The sequence below is a fragment of the Nonomuraea sediminis genome (assembly GCF_018531495.1).
GTDB lineage: Bacteria > Actinomycetota > Actinomycetes > Streptosporangiales > Streptosporangiaceae > Nonomuraea > Nonomuraea sediminis.
This window is the reverse complement of record NZ_JAHDTI010000007.1, coordinates 335,995-356,629: the sequence shown is the minus strand read 5'-3', so window position 1 is coordinate 356,629 and position 20,635 is coordinate 335,995. Positions and strand designations below refer to the sequence as shown.

Annotated in this window: 18 protein-coding genes; 16 read left to right on the top strand and 2 right to left on the bottom strand. The window is 70.7% G+C overall.

Going from position 1 to position 20,635, the window contains the following annotated elements:
• The first annotated feature begins 63 nt into the window (after positions 1-63).
• Together KIK09_RS59445 and KIK09_RS30160 are read left to right on the top strand one after the other, a co-directional pair.
• Complete coding sequence (locus KIK09_RS59445) at positions 64-1,311, top strand: bifunctional glycosyltransferase family 2/GtrA family protein (RefSeq protein WP_214322777.1); 1,248 nt, start codon at positions 64-66, stop codon at positions 1,309-1,311.
• A gap of 26 nt (positions 1,312-1,337) precedes the next feature.
• Positions 1,338-3,428, top strand: a complete 2,091-nt coding sequence (locus KIK09_RS30160; protein WP_214322776.1) for an ArnT family glycosyltransferase — start codon at positions 1,338-1,340, stop codon at positions 3,426-3,428.
• Between the two features lie 105 nt (positions 3,429-3,533).
• Here KIK09_RS30160 and KIK09_RS30155 read toward each other — a convergent pair whose 3' ends face one another.
• Positions 3,534-4,325 (bottom strand): SDR family NAD(P)-dependent oxidoreductase, encoded by a 792-nt coding sequence (locus tag KIK09_RS30155; protein ID WP_214322775.1) that lies wholly within the window; start codon positions 4,323-4,325, stop codon positions 3,534-3,536.
• Between the two features lie 451 nt (positions 4,326-4,776).
• On the opposite strand from KIK09_RS30155, the gene KIK09_RS30150 reads away from it, so the two are divergent.
• Positions 4,777-5,343, top strand: a complete 567-nt coding sequence (locus tag KIK09_RS30150) for a TetR/AcrR family transcriptional regulator (RefSeq protein ID WP_214322774.1) — start codon at positions 4,777-4,779, stop codon at positions 5,341-5,343.
• 386 nt (positions 5,344-5,729) lie between these two features.
• Here the strand turns inward: KIK09_RS30150 and KIK09_RS30145 are convergent, their stop codons facing one another.
• Complete coding sequence (locus KIK09_RS30145) at positions 5,730-6,485, bottom strand: GntR family transcriptional regulator (RefSeq protein ID WP_214322773.1); 756 nt, start codon at positions 6,483-6,485, stop codon at positions 5,730-5,732.
• 170 nt (positions 6,486-6,655) lie between these two features.
• Between KIK09_RS30145 and KIK09_RS30140 the strand changes: the two genes are divergently transcribed.
• The 13 genes from KIK09_RS30140 (at position 6,656) to KIK09_RS30080 (ending at position 20,628) form a co-directional block, all read left to right on the top strand.
• Complete coding sequence (locus tag KIK09_RS30140) at positions 6,656-7,852, top strand: amidohydrolase (protein WP_214322772.1); 1,197 nt, start codon at positions 6,656-6,658, stop codon at positions 7,850-7,852.
• 173 nt (positions 7,853-8,025) lie between these two features.
• On the top strand, positions 8,026-9,468 hold the full coding sequence (locus tag KIK09_RS30135; protein ID WP_214322771.1) for an ABC transporter substrate-binding protein: 1,443 nt from the start codon (positions 8,026-8,028) through the stop codon (positions 9,466-9,468).
• The gene (locus KIK09_RS30130) at positions 9,465-10,502 is read left to right on the top strand and encodes an ABC transporter permease (protein ID WP_214322770.1); all 1,038 of its coding nucleotides are present in this window, start codon (positions 9,465-9,467) and stop codon (positions 10,500-10,502) included. The genes KIK09_RS30135 and KIK09_RS30130 overlap by 4 nt, the downstream gene beginning before the upstream one ends.
• Complete coding sequence (locus KIK09_RS30125; protein WP_214322769.1) at positions 10,502-11,389, top strand: ABC transporter permease; 888 nt, start codon at positions 10,502-10,504, stop codon at positions 11,387-11,389. Before KIK09_RS30130 ends, KIK09_RS30125 begins: the two co-directional genes overlap by 1 nt.
• Positions 11,386-12,249 carry an ABC transporter ATP-binding protein gene (locus KIK09_RS30120; RefSeq protein WP_214322768.1) on the top strand — a complete coding sequence of 288 codons (864 nt, stop codon included), beginning with the start codon at positions 11,386-11,388 and terminating at the stop codon, positions 12,247-12,249. The genes KIK09_RS30125 and KIK09_RS30120 overlap by 4 nt, the downstream gene beginning before the upstream one ends.
• Positions 12,246-13,073 (top strand): ATP-binding cassette domain-containing protein, encoded by an 828-nt coding sequence (locus tag KIK09_RS30115; RefSeq protein ID WP_214322767.1) that lies wholly within the window; start codon positions 12,246-12,248, stop codon positions 13,071-13,073. The genes KIK09_RS30120 and KIK09_RS30115 overlap by 4 nt, the downstream gene beginning before the upstream one ends.
• Positions 13,070-14,128 (top strand): sugar phosphate isomerase/epimerase family protein, encoded by a 1,059-nt coding sequence (locus tag KIK09_RS30110; protein WP_214322766.1) that lies wholly within the window; start codon positions 13,070-13,072, stop codon positions 14,126-14,128. The genes KIK09_RS30115 and KIK09_RS30110 overlap by 4 nt, the downstream gene beginning before the upstream one ends.
• Positions 14,107-15,525 (top strand): FAD-binding oxidoreductase, encoded by a 1,419-nt coding sequence (locus KIK09_RS30105; protein WP_214322765.1) that lies wholly within the window; start codon positions 14,107-14,109, stop codon positions 15,523-15,525. The genes KIK09_RS30110 and KIK09_RS30105 overlap by 22 nt, the downstream gene beginning before the upstream one ends.
• Positions 15,522-16,580: a sugar phosphate isomerase/epimerase family protein gene (locus KIK09_RS30100; RefSeq protein ID WP_214322764.1), complete on the top strand. Its 1,059-nt coding sequence runs from the start codon at positions 15,522-15,524 to the stop codon at positions 16,578-16,580. Before KIK09_RS30105 ends, KIK09_RS30100 begins: the two co-directional genes overlap by 4 nt.
• The gene (locus tag KIK09_RS30095) at positions 16,577-17,806 is read left to right on the top strand and encodes a M24 family metallopeptidase (RefSeq protein WP_214322763.1); all 1,230 of its coding nucleotides are present in this window, start codon (positions 16,577-16,579) and stop codon (positions 17,804-17,806) included. The genes KIK09_RS30100 and KIK09_RS30095 overlap by 4 nt, the downstream gene beginning before the upstream one ends.
• A 112-nt stretch (positions 17,807-17,918) precedes the next feature.
• Entirely contained in the window at positions 17,919-18,260 is a 342-nt protein-coding gene (locus KIK09_RS30090) for a hypothetical protein (RefSeq protein ID WP_214322762.1), read from the top strand.
• Between the two features lie 124 nt (positions 18,261-18,384).
• A complete protein-coding gene (locus KIK09_RS30085) occupies positions 18,385-18,828 on the top strand; it encodes a DUF305 domain-containing protein (protein ID WP_214322761.1) in 444 nt (147 codons plus the stop codon).
• A 99-nt stretch (positions 18,829-18,927) separates the two neighbouring features.
• A complete protein-coding gene (locus KIK09_RS30080) occupies positions 18,928-20,628 on the top strand; it encodes a bifunctional copper resistance protein CopD/cytochrome c oxidase assembly protein (RefSeq protein ID WP_214322760.1) in 1,701 nt (566 codons plus the stop codon).
• The last annotated feature ends 7 nt before the right edge of the window (positions 20,629-20,635 follow it).

Genomic DNA, 20,635 nt, shown 5'->3' with positions numbered 1-20,635 from the left:
GTCTTGAGTAATGACCACGACGACGCAGGCCCTGGCCTTGCGCCTGACAGGCGGCGGAGGGCAATGACCAACACAATCCTTGGGGGCTTCCAGCTCTCCAAGCGACCGGATCCGCTCAGTCCACCGGGTCCCACGGTCGAGATCGTCATCCCCGTCCACAACGAGGAGCGGGCGCTCCCGGGGTGCCTGCTCACCCTTCACGCACACCTGCGTGAGCGGATGCCGTTCCCGTGGCGGATCACCGTGGCGGACAACGCGAGCGGTGACCGGACGCTGGAGGTGGCCCGGGAGCTGGCCGCCGAACTGCCCGGAACGGACGTGGTCCATCTCGACAGGAAGGGGCGCGGGCTCGCGCTGCGTACGGTGTGGGGCGCGAGCGAGGCCGACATCGTCGTCTACATGGACGTCGACCTGTCCACGCGCTTGGACGCTCTGCTGCCGCTGATCGCCCCGCTCGCCAGCGGTCACTCCGACCTCGCCATCGGCAGCCGGCTGGCCCCCGGCGCGCGTACCGTGCGCGGGCCGCGCCGTGAGCTGATCTCCCGCTGCTACAACGCGATCATCTGGCTCACCCACGGAGCCCGTTTCAGCGACGCGCAGTGCGGCTTCAAGGCCGCCCGTACGGATGTGCTCGGCCCGCTCCTCGAGCGGACGCAGGACGACGCCTGGTTCTTCGACACCGAGCTGCTGCTGCTCGCCGAGCACAACGGGCTGCGCATCCACGAGGTCCCGGTCGACTGGGTCGAGGACGTCGACACCCGGGTCGACGTCGTCAGCACCGCCGCGGACGATCTGCGCGGCCTGTGGCGGGTGGCCCGCATGAAGGCGTCGGGTGCCGCGCGGGCCCCGCTGCCGAGGCGCCCCGCCCCCGCCGCCGAGCACCCCGACGCCGTGCTGGCCCCCGCCAGGGCCCGCTCCCGGATCACCTGGGAGGTCGGCTGTTTCGCCGCCATCGGCGTGCTCTCGACGGCCGGCCAGGCCCTGCTCTATTGGCTGCTGCGCGCGTGGTGGCCGCCCGTGCTCGCGAACCTGGTCTCGCTGATCGTCCTCACCGTGCTCAATACCGAGGCCAATCGCCGTCTCACCTTCCGCTGGTCTGGCACGGGCGCCGGGCGGGCACATCTGGGGGCGGGCGCCCTGTTCGTGATCGGGTACGTCGTCACTTCCGCCGCCGTGCTGCTGTTCCGCCAGGTCCAGCCCGAGGCGTCGGCCGCGGCCGAGACGCTGGTGCTCACCGCCTCGGCCGTGCTGGTCACCGCCGTCCGCTTCGTGGTGCTGCGGCTGGCCGTCTTCCGCCGCACCACGCCCTGACCGTCTTCGGAGAAGAAGAAACACAGATGACCGACACCACTGAACTCCCATCGCTGCCGCGCGCCACAGGGCGTCCGCTCCCAGGCTGGGCCGCTCCGGCTGGGCTGGCGGCGATCCTGCTCCTGGCCGCTGCCCTGTACGGCTGGGCCCTGGGCTCCCTTGGCTGGGGCAACGGCTACTACTCCGCCGCCGTGAAGTCGATGGGCCAGAGCTGGACGAACTTCCTGTTCGGCTCCTTCGACCCGGCGGGTGTGATCACCGTCGACAAGCCGCCGGCGGCGCTGTGGCCGCAGGTCCTCTCCACCAAGATCTTCGGCCTGTACGGCTGGGCGTTGATCCTGCCCCAGGTGCTGGAAGGCGTCGCCACGGTGTTCCTCCTGCACCGAACCGTGCGCCTGTGGGCAGGCGAGGCGGCGGGGCTGCTGGCCGCGCTGGTCCTGACCCTGACCCCGATCACGGTGGCGATCAACCGTGACAACAACCCGGACACCCTGCTGGTGCTGACGCTGGTGGCGGCGGCGTACGCGTTGTCCCGAGCCCTGCGGACGGCTTCCGGCCGGGCTTGCCTGCGGTGGTTGTGCGCCGCCGGGTTCCTGATCGGCCTCGGCTTCCTGACGAAGATGCTGGCCGCCTGGATGGTGATCCCCGCTTTCGCGGCGGCCTGGCTGGTCGGCGCGAGCGGCCCCTGGCTCGGCCGGCTCGTCAAGCTGCTGGCCGGTGGCGCCGTTCTCGTGGTGTCCTCCCTGTGGTGGGTCGCGATGGTCGCGCTCTGGCCGGGAGACCGCCCGTACATCGGCGGCAGCACCGACGGCAGCGCCTGGGACCTGGTCATCGGCTACAACGGCCTCGGCCGGATCTTCGGCGGGAACGGCGCCCCGGGCGGCAGTCCGGGCGACGGCCTGGGCGGCGCAGGTAGCTTCGGCATCTCCTTCGGCGGAGCGGCCGGTCCGGGACGGCTCTTCAACGAGCAGGTCGGCGGGCAGATCAGCTGGCTGCTGCCGTTGTGCGGGGTGGCTCTGACGCTGGCTCTGGCCGTCGCCGTACTGCGCCGACGCGGCGTCGCGACGCCCGGTGAGCCGCTGGGAGCGGCCGGATGGGTGCTGTGGGGAACCTGGCTGGTGGTCTGCAGCCTGGTGTTCGCCACCCAGCAGGGGATCTTCCACCCGTACTACACGACGCAGCTGGCCCCGGCCATCGCGGCCATCACCGCCGGCCTCGCCACGACACTGGCCCGCGCCCACCGTGCCGGGGCCCGCTGGGCACTCCCGCTGGGAGCCGGGGCCGTCGCGGTGACCACAGCCTGGGCAGTCGCCATGATCGAGCGGGTCCCGTCCTGGAACGGCTGGCTGGTCTGGCCCGTGGGCATCGCCGGAGTGGCGGCGATCGTGCTGCTGCTCCTGTCCGCCGTCCGCCGACGGCTGCTTCCCGCCGCGCTCGGCATCGCCCTCCTGGCGGTGCTGTCGGCGCCGGCGGCCTGGGCGATCAGCGTCCCCGGCTCCACGTCGGCGATGGGCGGCGCCAACCCCACCGCGGGACCGCCGGCCATGCCCTTCGGCGGCGGAGGCGGCCCGGCTCCTGGCGGGTTCGAACTGCCAGGAGGGATGCAGCTCCCGCCAGGCATGAAGCTCCCCGAAGGGTTCCCGAGCGCGAACGGCGGCATGCCGGCCGGGTTGCCCAAAGGCGCGCTTGGCGGGAGCATCGAGCTCACCTCCGACCAGCGCAAGATCCTCGACTATGCCGTCGAGAACTCCGGCTCCGCCCGGATCAAGCTCGCCGTCGAGGGTGGCTCCATCTTCGCCTCCGGCTTCATCCTGAACAGCGACGCCACCGTCATCGGCATGGGCGGCTTCATGGGCATCGACGACGCCCCGACCGTCCGGCAACTGAAGGACTGGACGAGTTCCGGGCAACTGCGCTTCGTCCTGGGATCGGGCGGCTTCGGCGCCATGATGGGCGGGACGGCGAGCACGCAGCGGTCGCAGTGGATGAAAGAGAACTGCACCGAAGTTCCCGCCACCGCCTACGGGGGAAGTCCCGCCGCCTCCACACCGGGCACTCCAACGCCTGGCGGCCTGACAGCAGGCGGCCCCCTCTACGACTGCGCCGCGAAGCGCTGACGCACGGGGCAGCGCTACGGCCCCAGGTCTTCTCATGAACATTTCTCAGAACAGCGAAACTTCAGCAGGTGCGCCGCCCGTCCAGGCGGGGCGGCGCTCCGGCGGCTAACGCCTGTCCCGATGGGCCGCTGCGACCTCGCTGAGGGTGCGCTCGGCGCTGGAGCCGCGCTGCAGCTTCTCCGCGAAGCCGGGGAACTGCCCGGCGATGGCGCTGAGCACCCTCAACTCCACCGGCGCGACGTTGACTTCGCACAGATCGCGCTCGACGGCCCGAACCACCCCCGCCACCACCTGGCCCGGGGAGACCATGCGCACACCAGCCGGCGGGGTTGCGCCCGTGTCGGCGAACATGCCCGCGTCGCGTACGGCTCCGGGTTGGACGAGAGAGACCCCCACCCCGGTACCGTGCAGGTCCTGGCGGAAGGCGAGCGCGAAGCCGCGCAGCCCGAACTTGGTCGCGCTGTAGAGCGAGGAGTACTTGGTGGCCGCCTTCCCGGAGATCGAGCCGACGAGGACGATATGGCCCCGGCCCGCCTCGACCATCCGGGGCGCGAGCGCGCGGGCCAGCATGACGGGGGCGCGCAGGTTCACGGTCAGCGCACGGTCGATCTGCTCGGGCGTGTAGTCGAGTAGATCGCCGCTGGAGGGCAGAGCGGCGTTGGCGATCAGGATGTCCGTGTCAGGGCAGGCCTTGGCGAGGTGGTCGACCTGGTCCGGGTCGGCGAGATCGGCGATGACAGCGCGGGCACCGAGCTCGTCGGCGAGCGCCTCCAGGGCATCGGCACGGCGCCCGGAGAGGACCAGCTTGGCTCCCTTGGCAGCCAGTTCGCGGGCGATGGCCTGACCGATGCCTCCCGCGGCCCCGGTCAGGAGGACGGTTGATCCTGCGATGCGCATACGGCGAGCCTCCCGAAATCTGTTCGTTCGAACGAACAGTATGAAGCGCAGGCGACCATGTCAACCGACTGCTCCAGCATCGAAGCGACCCAGCGAACAACCCCCTCCGATACGTACGAGTCCAGAACGCGCTCCGGAAGGCGGCGGAGGCCGACCGCAGACGCACCACGGACGAGCGGTTGCAGGGGGCGGCCGCGGTCAAGGACGACACCGCTGTGGCCGGACTGCCCACGTGCATCGGCTGCGAGAGCGAAGCGCCGACGTCGAACCGGCTCAGCGACCGCATACCGCGCCCCGCGGATCGATGGCATCTACGACGCGTACGGCATTGCGCCAACCGCGACGACCGCAGCTATCCGCTTGTCGCCCAGTTTGAGGACGATCTGCGCTGGTCGGAGCGGCCCCCGGCCCCTCCCCTTGCCAGGTGGGCGCCGCTGGCAGAATGACTGCCATGTCCAAGCCCTCCGGAATCCGGCAGAGCATCATCGACGCCGTCCTGCACATCATCAGTGAGGACGGCGTCGCCGCGGTCACCAACCGGCGGATCGCCAAGGAGGCCGGGGTCTCCCTCGGCTCGGTCACCTACCACTTCGCGACCCAGCACGAGTTGCTGCGTGAGAGTCTGCTGCACTTCGTCGCGGAGGAGACCCGGCGCCTCACCGAGCTCGCCGCCGAGTGCCAGACCGACGGAATGGACGCCGATCGGGCCGCCGCCACAGTCGGCCAGGCCGCCGGGGGTACGCCGTTCGACAGCAGGCAGATCGCACCCTTCGAGCTCTACATCCAAGCCGGCCGCGACGAGCGGCTGCGCCCCGCGGCCGCGGAGTCCTTCGCCGCATACGATCAGTTGGCCGCCCGGATCCTCACCGGTCTCGGCGTACCTGACGCCGAGCGGCTGGCGAGCAGCGCCGTCGCCCTGATCTTCGGACTGCAACTGCGCAGCCTGGCCACCGGTCTGCCCGCCGAGGAACTCGTCGACGCCCTGATGCTGCTGGCCCGCGGGGCCCAGCACTCCTGACCCCCGGCGCCGGCCCAGGACAAGAACAACCGCCGCCGGTCGGGCGTCATCACCGCAACGACTGACCGTCCGCAGGTTCTGTTAGCCGGGACTACCAGCAGCGCACCGTCGTGCGGGCCGATCGCCGGCCACATCAGGACGCCGGCGGCCGCGACCAGCAGCGCCCGTACGATCAGGCGACCGGTGCGGGTCTCGGCGAGTTGGGGATACGGCTGGAGGGCTCAGTCTGCTATGGGAGTTCGATGCCGGCTGAGCGCATTCTTGCCTCGAACAACTCATCCAGCCGAGCCCAGGCCTGCTTCTGCGCCAGTCCGTGGCGCCTGAGCAGGCCGTACCGGATGGCACTGTCACTGGTAAACGTTGTCGAGCCCGTGGATCACGTAATCCTATGGTGTGCGCTTGATCATGTGACGTGCGCCCGTTGGTCGGGGTGTTTGTGCCTCGTCGAGAAGTGACTGCACGATCGGGAGGGTGTCGCGCCGGCTGTGCTCGACGTGCGCGAAGGCCAGAGCGGCGGCCAGCTCCGCCTGGCCGGACGAGATCGCCCGGTAGAGCTCGGCGTGCTCGTGGTGGAAGTTGACCTGGTTGCTCTCGGGCACGATGTAGAACAGCCGGTTCACGCGCCCGAGGATCGGCGCCATCAGATCCTGCAGCAGCTGGTTGTCGGAAAGCGTCAGGATCGCGGCGTGGAAGCGCGAGTTGGTGGCTGACAGCAGCGCGCCGTCGTTGGCGGCGACGGCACTCTCCGCCTCGTCGAGGAGCTCCCGGAGAACCTCGGCGGACGCGCCGAGCGAGCACCGCTCGGCCGCGAGCCGGGTGGCGAGCACCTCGAGCGAGCAGCGCACGTCGTAGAGCTCGTTCACGTCTCGCACCGTCAGCGAGGTGACCACCGCGCCGCGCCGGGGCACGCTGCGGATGAACCCCTCGCTCTCCAGCCGCGGGAACGCCTCGCGGATGGGGATGCGGGAGATGCCGAGCTCTTCGGCCACCGTCCGCTCGCGGATGCGCGCGCCCGGCTTGTAGGTGCCGTCGATGATCCGCTCGCGCACCCACTCGTATGCCAGCTGGTCGAGGGAGAGCCCGGGTGTGTCGACCGGTTCCCCCTCGGCCGGGAGCGGCCGGTCCTGCTCTGGAATGGACACCCTCAACCTCCGTGCTCTGGCGACTCATTCTAGGCGTGGCCGGACCTCTCCCGCCCAGCCCTTGATCTCCATTTTGGTATACAACAACGGCGTAACGAGCCCCAGGAACCGTGACAAACGGGATTCGCTCTGCAAATGTGTATGCCAACAGCGGGGCTGAAAGGATCGATGTGAGTCAAACGACCCTTCGGAACGGGCGCCTTCGAGACGGCGGCCTTGTCGACATCGAGATCGCGGACGCGGTCATCAGGGAGATCCGGCCGGCCGGCTCCCGCCCGGTCGCGGGACCGTCCGAGGACCTCGCGGGACGGCTTGTCCTTCCGCCGCTCGTCAACGGTCACGCCCATCTCGACAAGACCTTCTTCGGCGGGGATTGGCAGCCGCACGTTCCCGGTGGCAGCATCCGGGAGCGCATCGAGCTGGAGAAGGCGCGTCGCACGGCGCTCGACCACACCGCCGATGAGCGCGCGTTCAGCCTCGCCCGCACGATGGTCGAGTTCGGAACGGGTACGTTGCGCGCTCACGTCGACATCGACCCGGACGTCGGGCTCGGCGGGCTGAAGCGGATGCTGCGGCTTCGCGAGACGCTCGCCGGCTACCTGAACGTGCAGATCGTCGCCTTCCCGCAGAGCGGGATCGTCTCGGCGCCCGGAGTGGCGGACCTGCTCGAGGAGGCGCTGCGCCTCGGCGCGGACGTCGTCGGCGGGCTGGACCCCAGTTCCCTCGATGGCGACCTCGACGGCCACCTCGACGCGGTCTTCGAGCTGGCGGCTCGCCACGGTGCCGGAGTCGACATCCACCTGCACGAGGACGGGCTCGCGGCGCTGGCCGAGTACCGGGCGATCGCAGAGCGCGTCGCCGCGTACGGGATGCAGGGCTCCGTGGCGCTCAGCCACGCCTACGGGCTGGGCCGGCTGGGCGAGCGCGACTTCGACGAGATCGCCGGCCGGCTCGCCGAGCGGCGAATCTCGATCATGACCAACGGGCCCGCCGGTCCCGTCCCGCCCGTGCTCGCACTCGTGCGACGCGGCGTCAATGTCTTCTCGGGAACCGACAACATCCGCGACAGCTGGTGGCCGTTCGGCTCCGGGGACCCCCTGGACCTGGCGCGAACCGTCGCGTACCGGAACAGCCTGTTCACGGACGACAGCCTTGACCTCGCCCTCGGCTTCGTGACCGACCGCGCGGCCGCCGCCCTCGGCCTGCGGGACTACGGCCTGCGCGCCGGCGGTCCTGCCGACCTCGTGGTGGTCGGCGCCACCGGTGCGGCAGAGGCCGTCGCCGCCCCGCCCGTGGCGCGCGACGTGCTTCGCGCCGGCCGGTGGATCTCGCGGCGCTCTCTCACCACCCGGTCGGACATCCCCTAACCCTCCACACCATCCCCCCAGCACATCTGAGAGAGGAACCCGACATGAAAGGTCGCGCTACGAAGCGAGCCATTCTCGCGGTCCTTTGCGTAACAGCGGCACCGGCGCTGGCGTCGTGCGGGCTGTCCGCCCCTTCGACGAACGGCGGCACCGGAGCGAAGGCGGACACCATCGTGGCCGCCGGCCAGGCCTCGCTCGAAACCCTCGATCCCCTGCAGTCGTCCAACGCCGACAACGACATCTTCATCGACGCGTTCTACGACCGGCTGATCGGATTCGACGCCGAGTCGAAGATGATCCCCAAGCTGGCCACCTCCTGGAAGTTCAACGCCGACGCGACAGCCGTGACCCTCACCCTCCGCGACGACGTGGTCTTCCACTCCGGGAACAAGCTCACGGCCGAGGACGTGAAGTACACCCTGGACCGGGCGAAGCAGGTCGCCTCGGGAAGCGACGCCTTCATCCCTTCGTACGCGTCCTCGAAGGTCGACGACGACACCCACGTCACCATCTCGTTGACCCGGCCGAGCGTGAGCTTCCTCGCGGGACTCAGCTACCTCTACATCGTCGACTCCAAGGTCGTCAGGAGCAACGAGGGCGCCGACCACGCCCAGCAGTGGCTGGCGACGCACGACGCGGGGTCCGGCCCGTACGTGCTGAGCGGATACAAGGCGAACCAGGAGGTGAACCTCTCCCGGTACGGCAAGTACTGGGCAATGGACAACCGCCGCCCGCAGAACGTCGTGCTCCGCATGATCAACGAGAGCAGCCTGCTCAGGGACGAGCTCCTCACCGGGAACGTCGACCTCGGGTGGGGCCTGGCGCCCCTCGACGTCAAGCAACTCAACGGCAAGGCCGGCCTGGAGGGCTACGCGATGCCCTCGACGCGCGTGACCCTGGGCCTGATGAACACGCAGGGCAAGGTCACGGGCAACCCGCGCGTGCGCGAGGCGATCCAGCTCGCCTACGACTACGAGGGCCACATCAAGACCGCGCTGCAAGGCTCAGGAGAGATCGCCCAGAGCGTCATCCCCCGCGGCATGGACTGCGTCTACGACGGCCCCAAGCCCACACGCGACGTGGCCAAGGCGAAGCAGCTCCTCAGCGAGGCAGGAGCAGCCGGAACGACGGTGACCATCGCCTACGACCCGGCGGTCCCGGAATTCAAGCTCGCCGGGACACTCCTGGAGAACAGCCTGCGCGAGATCGGTCTCGTGGTGAAGGTCAAGACGGCGACCTTCCCCCAGTACCTGCAGCTGATCTCCACCGCGGCGACGACCCCGGACATCTCGATCGCGTGGGATTTCGCACCGTACCCTGACGCCGGCTCCGTCCTTGACCGCACGTGGAACTCCAAGGCGATCGGCCAGACGAACGGCGCGCGGTACGACAACCCGCGAGTCGACAGCCTTCTCGCGGCGGCCTCCACCGCGAAGGACCCGGCAGCGGCCTGCGAGGCCTACGTGAGCGTGCAGAAGCAGATCGTGGACGACCACGCCGCTATCTACATCGCCTGGCCGACGGTGAACGGCGCCAGGAACGCCAAGGTGGCGAAGATCCCGTACACGCCCACGAGTCCGACCTTCGACGTCAGCCAGCTGCTGCTGGCGAAGTGACCGGACGGCCGCTGATGTTCGTCTTCGTGATCCGGCGGATAGGGCTGGCGCTGCTGTCCGCCTGGGGCGTCGCGACGATCGTGTTCCTGATGTCGAAGCTGATCCCGGGCGATCCCGCCCGGGTGGCCGCGGGCCGCTTCGCCTCAGCCGAGCAGGTCGAGCAGGTACGGCACGCGATGGGTCTCGACCAGCCCCTGGTCGCCCAGTACGGCAACTACCTGGCTCGCGCGGCCGCCGGTGACCTCGGCAGCTCCGCCTACACGCATCAAGGAGTGACCAGCGATCTGGCCGCGGCACTCCCCAACACGGTTCAGCTGGTACTGGCCGGGATGTTGATCACCGTGCTGGTGGCGGTCCCGCTGGGCGTCGTCGCGGCGGTCTCGCAGGGGCGGGCGGCGGACGTCGCCGCCCGGCTCATCCTCGTCCTGGCCGGCGGAGTTCCGATCTTCTGGTTCGCGATCATGCTCCGCTGGACGCTCGGGTTCCTCTTCGGCTGGTTCCCGCTCTCCGGCACGAACGGCGTGGGGATGGCGCCACCCGACGTGACCGGGTTCACCGTACTCGACTCGATCTTGTTCGGAAACCTCGCGAACGTGCTGGACTCGGTCGCGCACCTCGTCCTTCCCGCCCTGGCGTTGAGCGTGCCGTTCATCGCCACGCTGGCGCGGAACGTGCGGTCGAACATGATCTCCGCTCTGCACTCCGACTTCATCGACTTCGCGATCTCGAAGGGCGTCCCGCGTCGGCGGGTGGTCGTGCGCCACGCGCTCCGCTCCGCCATGGGCTCGACGCTGACGATCTTCGGCATGCAGTTCGGCTGGATGGTCAGCGCCTCCGTGCTCGTGGAGGCGGTGTTCTCGTTCCCAGGGATCGGCAGCTACATGTACAAGGCCATCGTCAACAACGACACGTTCGCCGTGCTGGGCGCGGTGCTCGTCGTCGGTTTCGTCTTCATCGTCTCCTCGGTGGTCGTCGATCTGCTGCAGATGGTCCTCGACCCGCGGGTGCGGACCAACCACCTGAGAGCCGCCTGATGACCGGGATCGAACTGTCCACGGCCGGGGTCGGCCGGAGCATCGGCGGCACGGTCCGCCGGCTCTTCGGCCGGCGCGTCGCCCTGGTCGACCGCTTCGCGTTCGGCACCGTCGCGCTGCTGTTGCTGCTCGCCGCGGTCGGCCCGTTCGTCACACCGTTCTCGCCCTACGAGGTCGACCCAGCCCAGGCGCTCATGTCACCCGGCGCCGGTCACCTGCTCGGGACCGACGACGCCGGGCGCGACGTGTTCTCGCGCATCCTGGCCGGCGCGGGGACGACGCTGCTCGCGGCCGTGGGCATCGTGGTGCTGTCGATGATCACCGGCGTCCTCGTCGCGAGCGTCGCCGCGCTGCTGCCGCGCTGGGCCGACGAAGCCGTCATGCGCGTGTGCGACATCTGCATGTCCATCCCGTCGCTCGTGCTCGCCCTCGGCCTGGCCGCCGCGATCGGCCCGTCGCTCCCGTCGATCATCATCGCGATGGTCGCGGCCTCCTGGCCGGGTACGGCCCGCCTGGTCCGGGGCATCCTGCGCGAGACGATGTGCGGCTCCTACGTCGAGGCGGCCCAGGTGCTCGGGGTCTCACGGCTGCGGCTCATGCTCCGGCACGTGCTGCCCAACTCGATGGACGCGGTGTACGTGCAGGCGAGCATGGAGATCTCCGGCACCATCGTGATGATGTCGGGCCTCGCCTTCCTCGGCGTCGGCGCTCCCCCGCCGAGCCCGGACTGGGGGTCGCTCGTCGCCCAGGGGCAGCAGTTCATCACCAGCGCGTGGTGGGTGGCCCTCTTCCCCGGCATCGCCATCACGATCTCCGCGATCGCCTTCGGCCTCGTCGGCGACGCCGTACGCGGCTTCGTCGACCCGGCCTCGAGGAGCACCCGATGACCGAGCCCGTGCTCAGCATCCGGAACCTCAGCGTGCGCGTGCCCGAGCGCGCACGCGTCGGAGGAGGCGCCGGCGACCTCACGGTCGTCGAGGGGCTCACCCTGGCGATCTGCCCGGGCGAGCGCGTGGCGCTGGTCGGCGAGTCCGGCTCCGGCAAGTCGGTCACCGCTCGCGCCATCCTGCAGTTGAACCGTTCGCTCGTCTACGACGGCTCGATCGAATGGGACGGGAACGAGCTGCTGGGCGCCGGGGAGCGCCGGATGCGGCGCGTCCGCGGGAGCGAGATCTCCATGATCTTCCAGGATCCGATGACCGCCCTCAACCCCGTGCTCACCATCGGGCAACAGGTGGCCGAGCCGCTCGTCGTGCGCGGCGTCGCGCGCCGCGAGGCGCTGCGGCGAGCGGCCGAGATGCTCGACCGGCTTGGTGTGCCGAAGGCGAAGGAACGGCTGAAGGCCTATCCCGGCCAGTTCTCCGGCGGCATGCGGCAGCGCGTCGTCATGGCGGCCGCCCTCATCGCCGAGCCGCGCCTGCTCATCGCCGACGAGCCGACGACGGCCCTGGACGTACGGGTCCAGGAGCAGGTGCTCGACCTCATCGAGACCATGTCGCGGGAGATGAGCCTGTCCGTGCTCTTCATCACGCACGACCTCGCGATCGTCGCCGGCCTGGCCAACCGCGTCGCGGTGATGTACCGGGGACGCCTCGTGGAGGACCGCCCGGTCGACGAGCTGTTCGAGAGCCCACGGCACCCGTACACCCGCGGGCTGATCGGCTCGATCCCCCGTCTCGACGCGGACCCGGACACCCGGCTGCAGACGGTCGAGGACTTCATGGCGATGGAGGGACCCCCGGTATGAGCAGAGTGCTGTTCCAGGTCGACGGCCTCTCGAAGCGGTTCGGCTCAGGCCGCCGCGCGCACCAGGCGCTGGACGACGTGAGCTTCGAGATCGCCGAGGGCGAGATCGTCGGCCTCGTCGGCGAATCCGGCTCGGGAAAGTCGACGATCATCCGCTGCCTGATCGGCCTCGAACGGGAGGACTCCGGCAGCATCCGCTACGACGGCATCGATCCGGCGCGGCCGGGCCGCGGTGAGCTGCACCGCTACCGCCGCGAGGTGCAGATGGTCTTCCAGGACCCGTACTCCAGCCTCGACCCGCGGATGACCGTGCGGCAGCTGCTGGAGGAGCCGATGCTCGTCATGGGCGGCTTCTCTGCCCGCGAGCGGATGGAGCGGATCCTCGACCTGCTCCACCTGGTCGGGCTGCACGCCGAGCATCTGAGCCGCTATCCGCGAGACTTCTCGGGCGGCCAGCGGCAGCGCATCGCGATCGTTCGCGCGCTGGTCGTCGGGCCGCGGGTGCTGCTGTGCGACGAGCCGGTCTCCGCGCTCGACGTCTCCGTGCAGGCCCAGGTGCTCAACCTGCTCAAGGACATGCAGAAGCAGCTCGATCTGACCGTGCTCTTCGTCTCCCACGACCTCGCGGTCGTGAAGTACCTGTGCAGCCGCGTCGTCGTGCTCCATCACGGCCACGTCGTCGACTCGGGCAGCGTCGCCGAGATCTACGACAGCCCTCGTGCCGACTACACGCGGGCGCTGCTCGAGGCCGTGCCCATCCCCGACCCCGGGTACGAGCGCAGGCGCCGGGAGCTGCGCCGGCTGCGGGCGGAGGCGGCGCGATGACCAGGATCGGCGCCGACGTCAAGTTCTCCGGCGGCTCCTCCCTGCTGGGGGCGGACCCGCTCGCGGCCCTCGACGCCGTGGCGGGGCTCGGGTTCGAAGGCATCCTTGTGCGTACGGTCGACGAAGCCTTCCCCGAGCTCGACCAGGGCGCGATCGGCGCGTTCGCCGAAGCGGCCCGGGAACGCGGGATGTTCGTCCAGCTCGGGCTCGGCAAGGTCAACCCGTACATGACCGCGGAGCTTCCGCGCGTCCGGGATCTCGGGGGCGGCAGCTACCTGGCCGGCATGGAACGGCTGATCCGCTTGTGCGCGGAACACGGATGGACCGAGGCCTGGACGGCCACCGGCGGCTTCAAGGCCTACCCGGGGCTGCTCTGCTTCGATCGCTTCCGCACCGACGTGGACTGGGACGACCAGCTCGCCGCGACCCGCGACTTCCTGCTCGCGCTCGCGCCCGTGCTCCGCGAGTACGGCGTGCGCCTCAACCTCGAGACGCACGAGGAGATCACCACCTTCGAGATCCTGCGCCTGATCGACCAGGTCGGCCCCGACGTCCTCGGCGTTTGCCTCGACCCCGCGAACCTGCCCGTCCGCGGCGAGCCCATCGGACCGGCCGTGGCCCGCGTCGCGCCGTACACCCACATGACCCATCTGCGCGACGCGGTACTCGCCGAGGCGGAGCAGGGGCTCTCGCGCTTCCTCATGCCGATCGGCCGCGGGATGACCGACTGGCCGCGGCTCCTCGGCACGCTGCTGGCCGTACAGCCGGAGATCGACCTCGTCATCGAGGGCGTCGGCGGCACGCGGGCGGAGATGTCGCTGCTCCCCGACGACCCGCGGTGGTGGCCGGCGCATCCCGACATGACCCGGTCCGACCTGGAGGAGCTGCGCTCGCTCGCGGCCGACGCCGGCCTCCGGCCGGGGCTCGACGAGCTGCGACGCTGCGGCCCGGACCTGCGCGCGTTCCTCGGCGAATCGCTCGCCGAGCTCCGCGCGCTCCTCGAAACCCTCGCCAGTGAAGGAGAACGCACCCCATGCCCGAACCCGACGTCCTGACCAGCCTCGCATCCGCCGTCGGCTGCGACGTGGTGTACCCGGGTCAGCCGGGGTACGAGTCGCTGCGCCGCGTCTGGAACGCCGACATCGACCAGCACCCGGCGGCGATCGTGCGCTGCACGAGCACGGCAGACGTCGCGGACGCGCTGCGCTGGTGCGTGGCGAACGCCTTCCCGCTGACCGTCCGCGGCGGAGGGCACAATCTCGCCGGGACCAGCGTCGCGGACGGCAGCGTGCTCATCGACACCGGGCTGATGCGTTCGGTGTCCGTCGACACGGAGACGCGAACGATCACGGTGGGCGCCGGCTGCCGCTGGGGCGACGTGGACCGCGCGGCGGAGCCGTACGACATCGCCCTTCCGGCCGGCGTGGTCTCCCACACCGGCGTGGCCGGCCTCACCCTCGGCGGCGGGATGGGCTATCTCTCCCGCATGTTCGGCTCCACGGTCGACTTCCTGCGCGAGGTGGAGCTGGTCACCGCGGACGGCAACGTGCGCCGGGTCAACGCCGAGAACGACCCCGACCTGTTCTGGGCGCTCAAGGGCGCGGGGCACAACTTCGGCATCGCGACCGAGTTCGTCTTCGGCTACGTGGACCTCCCAGGCCTGGCGACGGTACGCCTCGCCCTCTACCCGGCGGAGTCCCGCAAGCAGGTGCTGCGGCTGTTCCGCGAGCAGGGCCCGGCGATGCCGGACAACGTCGGGACCTATGTGCGGCTCTACCGCAGCCCGGAGTACTGGTCGCAGCTGCCCCGGGAGCACCGCGGCAAGCCGATCGTCTCGGTGGCGACCGTCACCTACGGCGATCCGGCCGACGAGCCGGCGCTCAGCGCGCCGATGTTCCAGGCGGGCGAGCCGATCCATCAGACGGTGCGCTCCATCCCCCACGTGACGCTGCAGCACGCGACCGACGACGAGTTCCGGTACGGCATCGCGCACTACTGGCGGCACGTCGCCTTCGGCGAGCTCCCCGACGAGCTGCTCGACCTCGCCATCGAGCACGTCGACGCCTACCCTGGGCGCTCGCTCAACTCGAGCTCGTTCATCACGCATCAGACGATGTGCCCGTTCGAGCTCATCGCGGGCCGGCTCCAGCCGCGCGACCACGCGAACGACTCCACCTCGGGCATCCACTCCCGCTGGGCCGGCAACATCGGCGCCGACTGGGAGTACCCCGACGAGCGCGCGCCACTGGTGGCGTGGGTCAAGCGGTTCTCAGCCGCCGTCGCGGGGTGGGAGAACGGCAGTTACGTCAACTTCACCTCCGAGCACGAGGACGAGGGCGGCGCGCGCGAGATCTACGGTCCGAAGTACGACCGGTTGGTGGAGCTGAAGCGCCGCTACGACCCGCTGAATGTGTTCGACCACGGCCTCGTCGACCTCGCGGCCGCGGAGTGAGAGTCGGTGTCGACAGCTCCAAGTTCCCGGACGCCCCAGGGAAGGGAGCGGTCTGGCTGCTCGAGCAGGCGGCGGCGCTCGGCCTGGACGGCGTGTTCTTCCGGTCGGTGCTCGAACTGAGCCAGGCCCTCGACCCGGCGGAGTTGCGTGACGCCGTGCAGGCCGCGCAGGCGCTGGGCCTGCGGGTCCAGGCGGGGGTGGGGAAGGTGAACCCGTTCGCCAACCCCGAGTCGCCCGCGGTCCGCGCGCTCGGCGACGGCGACTACCTCCTCGGCATGCGCCGGATGATCACCGCCGCGGCGGACGCCGGCGTCCGGGAGCTGTGGACCGCGACGGCGAACTACCAGTTCCGCTTCAGCGGGCTGTACGCCTGCGACCGCTTCCGTACCGACGTGAGCTGGCCGCGGCAACTGGCCGCCATCGAGCGCTTCCTCGGCAAGGTCGCGCCGATCGCCCGGGACGTCGGCGCGCATCTCGACCTCGAGACGCACGAGGAGATCACGACGTTCGAGCTGGTCCGGATCGTCGAGGCGGTGGGCGCCGACGTGCTCGGCATCACCTTCGACACCGCGAACGTGCTCGTGCGCTGCGAGGATCCGGTGCGCGCGATGCGCCGTGCCGCGCCGTACGTGCGGGCCACTCACATCCGCGACGTCGCCCTGGCGTTCACCGACGAGGGCATCGGCCGGTTCCTGCTCCCCGTCGGCCAGGGCGTGATCGACTGGCCCGCGCTGCTCGCACCGCTCGCCGGCCGCGACGTGATGCTCTCCATCGAGGGCATCATCAGCAGCCGCGCCGAGATGTCGCTGCACATCGACGACGAGCGCTGGCAGCGGGCGCATCCGGATCTGACCGCCGCGGAGGCGCTCGAGGTCGTACGGCTGACGCGGGCGTACGAGGCGCGCGCCGCGGCCGGGTCCGCGCCGGACCTGCACCAGCTCAGAGCGCCGGTCACACCGGGCGAGCCGCTCGAATTCATCAGGGAGAGCGCGCGTCGCCTGCGCGAGCTCGTCGCGTCCCTCCCGCCGTCCACCGAAAGAGAAGCACGCATATGACCGACATCTTGGAGTATCCGACCCTGAGCCTGCGCGAGCGTGACCGCCGCTGGGCCTCGATCCGGGCTCTGCTGGAACGTTCCGGGCTCGACGGAGTAGTCGTGTTCGGCTACGGCCGGGACTCCGCCGACTCCTACATCACCAACGAGGTCACCCACTCGGTTGTGCTGTTCACCCGTACCGGCGACCCGCTGCTGCTGGTCGGCGACGTCCCCCTCGGCCGCTTCGACGAACCGGGCGCCCGCTGGGAACGCTGGGTCGACGACTGGGCGCACGGCGACAGGCTCGCCAACCTCGCCGGCGCGGTGCGGGAACGCGGACTGGACCGGACGGCGCTCGGCGTCGTGGGCCTCACCAGCCGGTTCGTCGGCGACTGGGCCGGAGTCATCCCGTTCGGCGAGTGGACGCGCGTGCTCTCGCTGCTCCCCGACGTGACCTGGGTCGACATCTCCGCCGAGTACGAGTCGCTCGCGCTCGTCAAGAGCGCGGAAGAGCAGGTTCTCCTCCGCCGGGCCGCGCGACTCGGCGAGGCGGCCTGCGCGGCGTTCGTCGGCAAGGTGCGCGAGGGCGCGAACGAGCACGAGATCGCCGCCGCCGCCTTCCACGCGATCATCTCCGGCGGCGGCTGGATGCGCTGGCCGTTCATGCTGGAGCGCGCGGGAGGGTCGCGCTTCGCCTGGACCATCCCCGAGTGGTTCGGCATGGGAGGCGCCCCGCACGTGATGCGCCGCGGCGACACCATCGCGGCGGAGATCTTCGCGTTCTACGCGGGCATGGAATCACAGCAGCAGATCGACGTGTCCCTCGGCGAGCCGTGCGCACTGCTCCGTGAGCTGGAGGAGGTCTGCCGGGAGTCCTACGAGGCCGGCCTGGCCGCGCTGCGTCCCGGGCTCCGGTTCTCCGAGCTCGCGGCGGTCATGGAGGAGCCGCTGCACCGCTCCCGCACCTGGAACACCGGCCCGATGGTCCAGACGGTCTCGCCGCTCTACAACAGCGCCACCCGCCTGCACCCGGAGGTCGACCCGGCACTGTCGCGCCTGGAGAAACTGCCGAGCGGTGTGGACCTCGACGGCGACTTCGAGATCACGGAGGGACACGCCTTCGCGTTCGAGCCGAACGCTCTGCGGGACGGCAAGCGCGTCTGCATCGGCGGCACCGTGCTCCTTACAGCAGACGGCCCGGAGGAACTCAACACCATCCCGAACCGGCTGAACGTAGTCGATTGACCCTGCCCGGGCGCCGCGGCCCACAAGGCCGCGGCGCTGGTCATCCTGCTTACACGGCTACGTCCACGATGGGGCTTGCATGCGGTACCGGGTACAGGCTTAACGTCGAGGCATGGACCTCCCATCGTGGGTGCCGCAGGCGTGCACGCTGCCGACCGAGGAGCAGCCGCTGCGAGTCGCCGAGTTCGATGCCCTGTTCTCGCAGGCCGTACTGTCGGTGACCTGGCCGCGGCCGGAACTGCTGCGGCTGGGCCTGACCCGCCATCCAGAGACCGCCGCCCGGGCGGCCGAGCTGGCGGCCAGGGAAACCGGGTGCTGCTCCTTCTTCACCTTCACGCTGACCATCGCGGACGAGGTGACCCTGGACGTGGCCGTCCCCTCCGAGCACATCCGGGTGCTGGACGCGCTGACCGGACGCGCGGCGGGCACCGGCAGTACCCGGCCGAGGCCGTGACGCTGCCGCGCGCGATCAAAGCCGCGCCACGGACGCAGGAGCGTTCACCACCTTGAACCGCCGTGCCGCACTGCGCGTATCCCCGTTCATGCGATGGAAGACCGCCATTGCCGCGGTGTGCCTGATGACGACGGTCGCGTGCGGCTCGTCCGCCGATCACGACCAGGCGGACGTGCGCTTCAGCGAGGACATGATCGTCCACCACCGCCAGACCATCCAGCTGGCCAAGCTGGCGTCGGGACGTGGCGAAAGCGCCTACGTCCGCGGCCTGAGCGCGAAGCTCGTTCCTGCCGAGGAAGCCGACATCGCGACGATGTCGGCGTGGTTGCGTTCCTGGCAGGCACCCCCGCCTCCGGTCCCGGTCGCGCAGGTAGGCGCGGAACTGCGGGCGGGCCCGGGGTTCGATCGCCGGTGGATGGCGGCGCTGTCCACGCAGCTGGAGCACGGCATCCAGATGGCCGAAGCAGTCAAGGCGGCGGGCAGGCACGGGCCGACGCGCGAGCTGGCGGACCGCATCATCACCGAGCACCGCGCGACGCTGGCCGACCTCGCCAAGCGGCCGGCGTGACCATCGCCACACGGGAGCAATCCGCCATGAGGGTCGGTGCCGCATTGGGCGCGAGCGTCGTCACGCTGGTCGTCGTGCTGGGGTTCGGCGGTGGCGCGGGTGTGCCGGAGATCGCCGGGCTGCCCACCGCGGGACCTGACCGACTGGGGCCTGCCGCTGGCGCGGTTCATCTATGACGTGTGCGCCGTCGCCTGCGTGGGGACGCTGCTCGCCGCGGCCGTGCTGGCTCCGGCCGGCTCGCCGGAGTCCGCCAGGTGCCTGCGCGCGGGCGGCCGGTGGGCGCTCGGCTGGGCGCTCGCCGCGCTGCTGAGCTACGTGCTGACGCTGTCGGACTTCCTCCCGATTCCGGTGCCCGAGCTGCTCGCCAAGCCCGAAGTCCTGGCCTACGGCCCGTCGCTGCCGCAGACGCAGGCGCTGCGGGTGGTGTCGGCCGTGGCCGTCGTGGTGCCGGCGGCCACGCTCGTGCGGCGGCTGCCCCGGTGGATCCCGCTGGTGGTCGCTGTGTTCGGGCTGCTCCCGCCCGTCTACGTGGGCCACGCCGCCTCGGCGGGCGACCACGATCTGGCGATCTCCGCGCTGATGGCGCACCTGGTGGCGGTGTCGCTCTGGGTGGGCGGGCTGGGCGCGGTCCTGGTCTGCTTCCGCCGCTCCGAGGATCTGACCGTGGTGCTGCCCAGGTTCAGCACGATCGCCCTGTGCTGCTTCGCCGCGGTGGCCTTCTCCGGCGTGGTCAGCGCGTGGGTGCGGCTGAACACGCCGTCGGACCTGTGGCAGAGCAGGTACGGCGTGCTCGTCCTGGCCAAGGTCGCGGCCCTGGCGATCCTCGCCTGGTTCGGCTGGAACCACCGCGACCGCACGGTCACCGGTATCGCCGACCGCGGCGTGCGCCACACCTTCGCCCGGCTGGCCGCGGGCGAGGTGACCGTGATGGTGGCGACCATGGGTCTGGCCGTGGGCCTGTCCCGCACCCCGCCGCCGCCCGGCGACGGCGGTGGCCATGAACACCTCGTCCTGGAGTACGCGCTGGCGCCCTTCTCCACAGGCGCGCTGATCAGCCAGGTGCGCCTGGATCCGCTGGTCGTGCTGCTGCTGGCGTTGCCCGCCGCCGGTTACCTGGTCGGGGTGCACAGGCTGCCCGCGTGGCCGCCGGGCCGTACCGTCGCCTGGTATGCCGGGCTGGGGCTGACGGCGCTCGTCCTCCTCACCGGGTTCGGCGGCTACGCGCGGGCGATGCTGTCGATCGACGCCATCCAGCACGTCGCGCTGGCCGTCGTCGCTCCCGTCCTGCTGTGCCTGGCCGCTCCGGTCACGCTCGCCGCGCAGGCCACCACGACCGCCTCGCAGTACGGTGACCTGGGCTCGCGCGCCTTCGGAAAGCGGATCACCCACCCCACTGTCCTCCTGGTCGCCTACCCAGCGCTCTACCTCCTCCTGTACGGCACGGCATGGCTGCCCTGGTCGTTGGCCGGTTACGCCCCCCACCTGATCACCGAGACGGTCTTCCTCTGCCTGGGGCTGCTCGTGTCCTGGGTCCTGGTCGGCGTCGATCCGCTGCCCCGCCCGTTCCCGGGGGCCGCGCGGGTCCGGCTACTGGCGTCGATGGCCGCCGTGCACCTGGCCCTCGGCACGTATCTGCTGGTCGGACCGAAGGTCGCACCGGACTGGTTCGCCCTGGCCGCGCCGCCTGGCGTGCCGGACCTCGTCGCCGACCAGCGCATGGCCGGGGCCGTGTTCCTGCTGGTGCCCCTGGCCGCCTGGGCGCCGCTCGCCGTACGGCTGGCCGCCCGGGCTCGCCTGTAGACCGCGG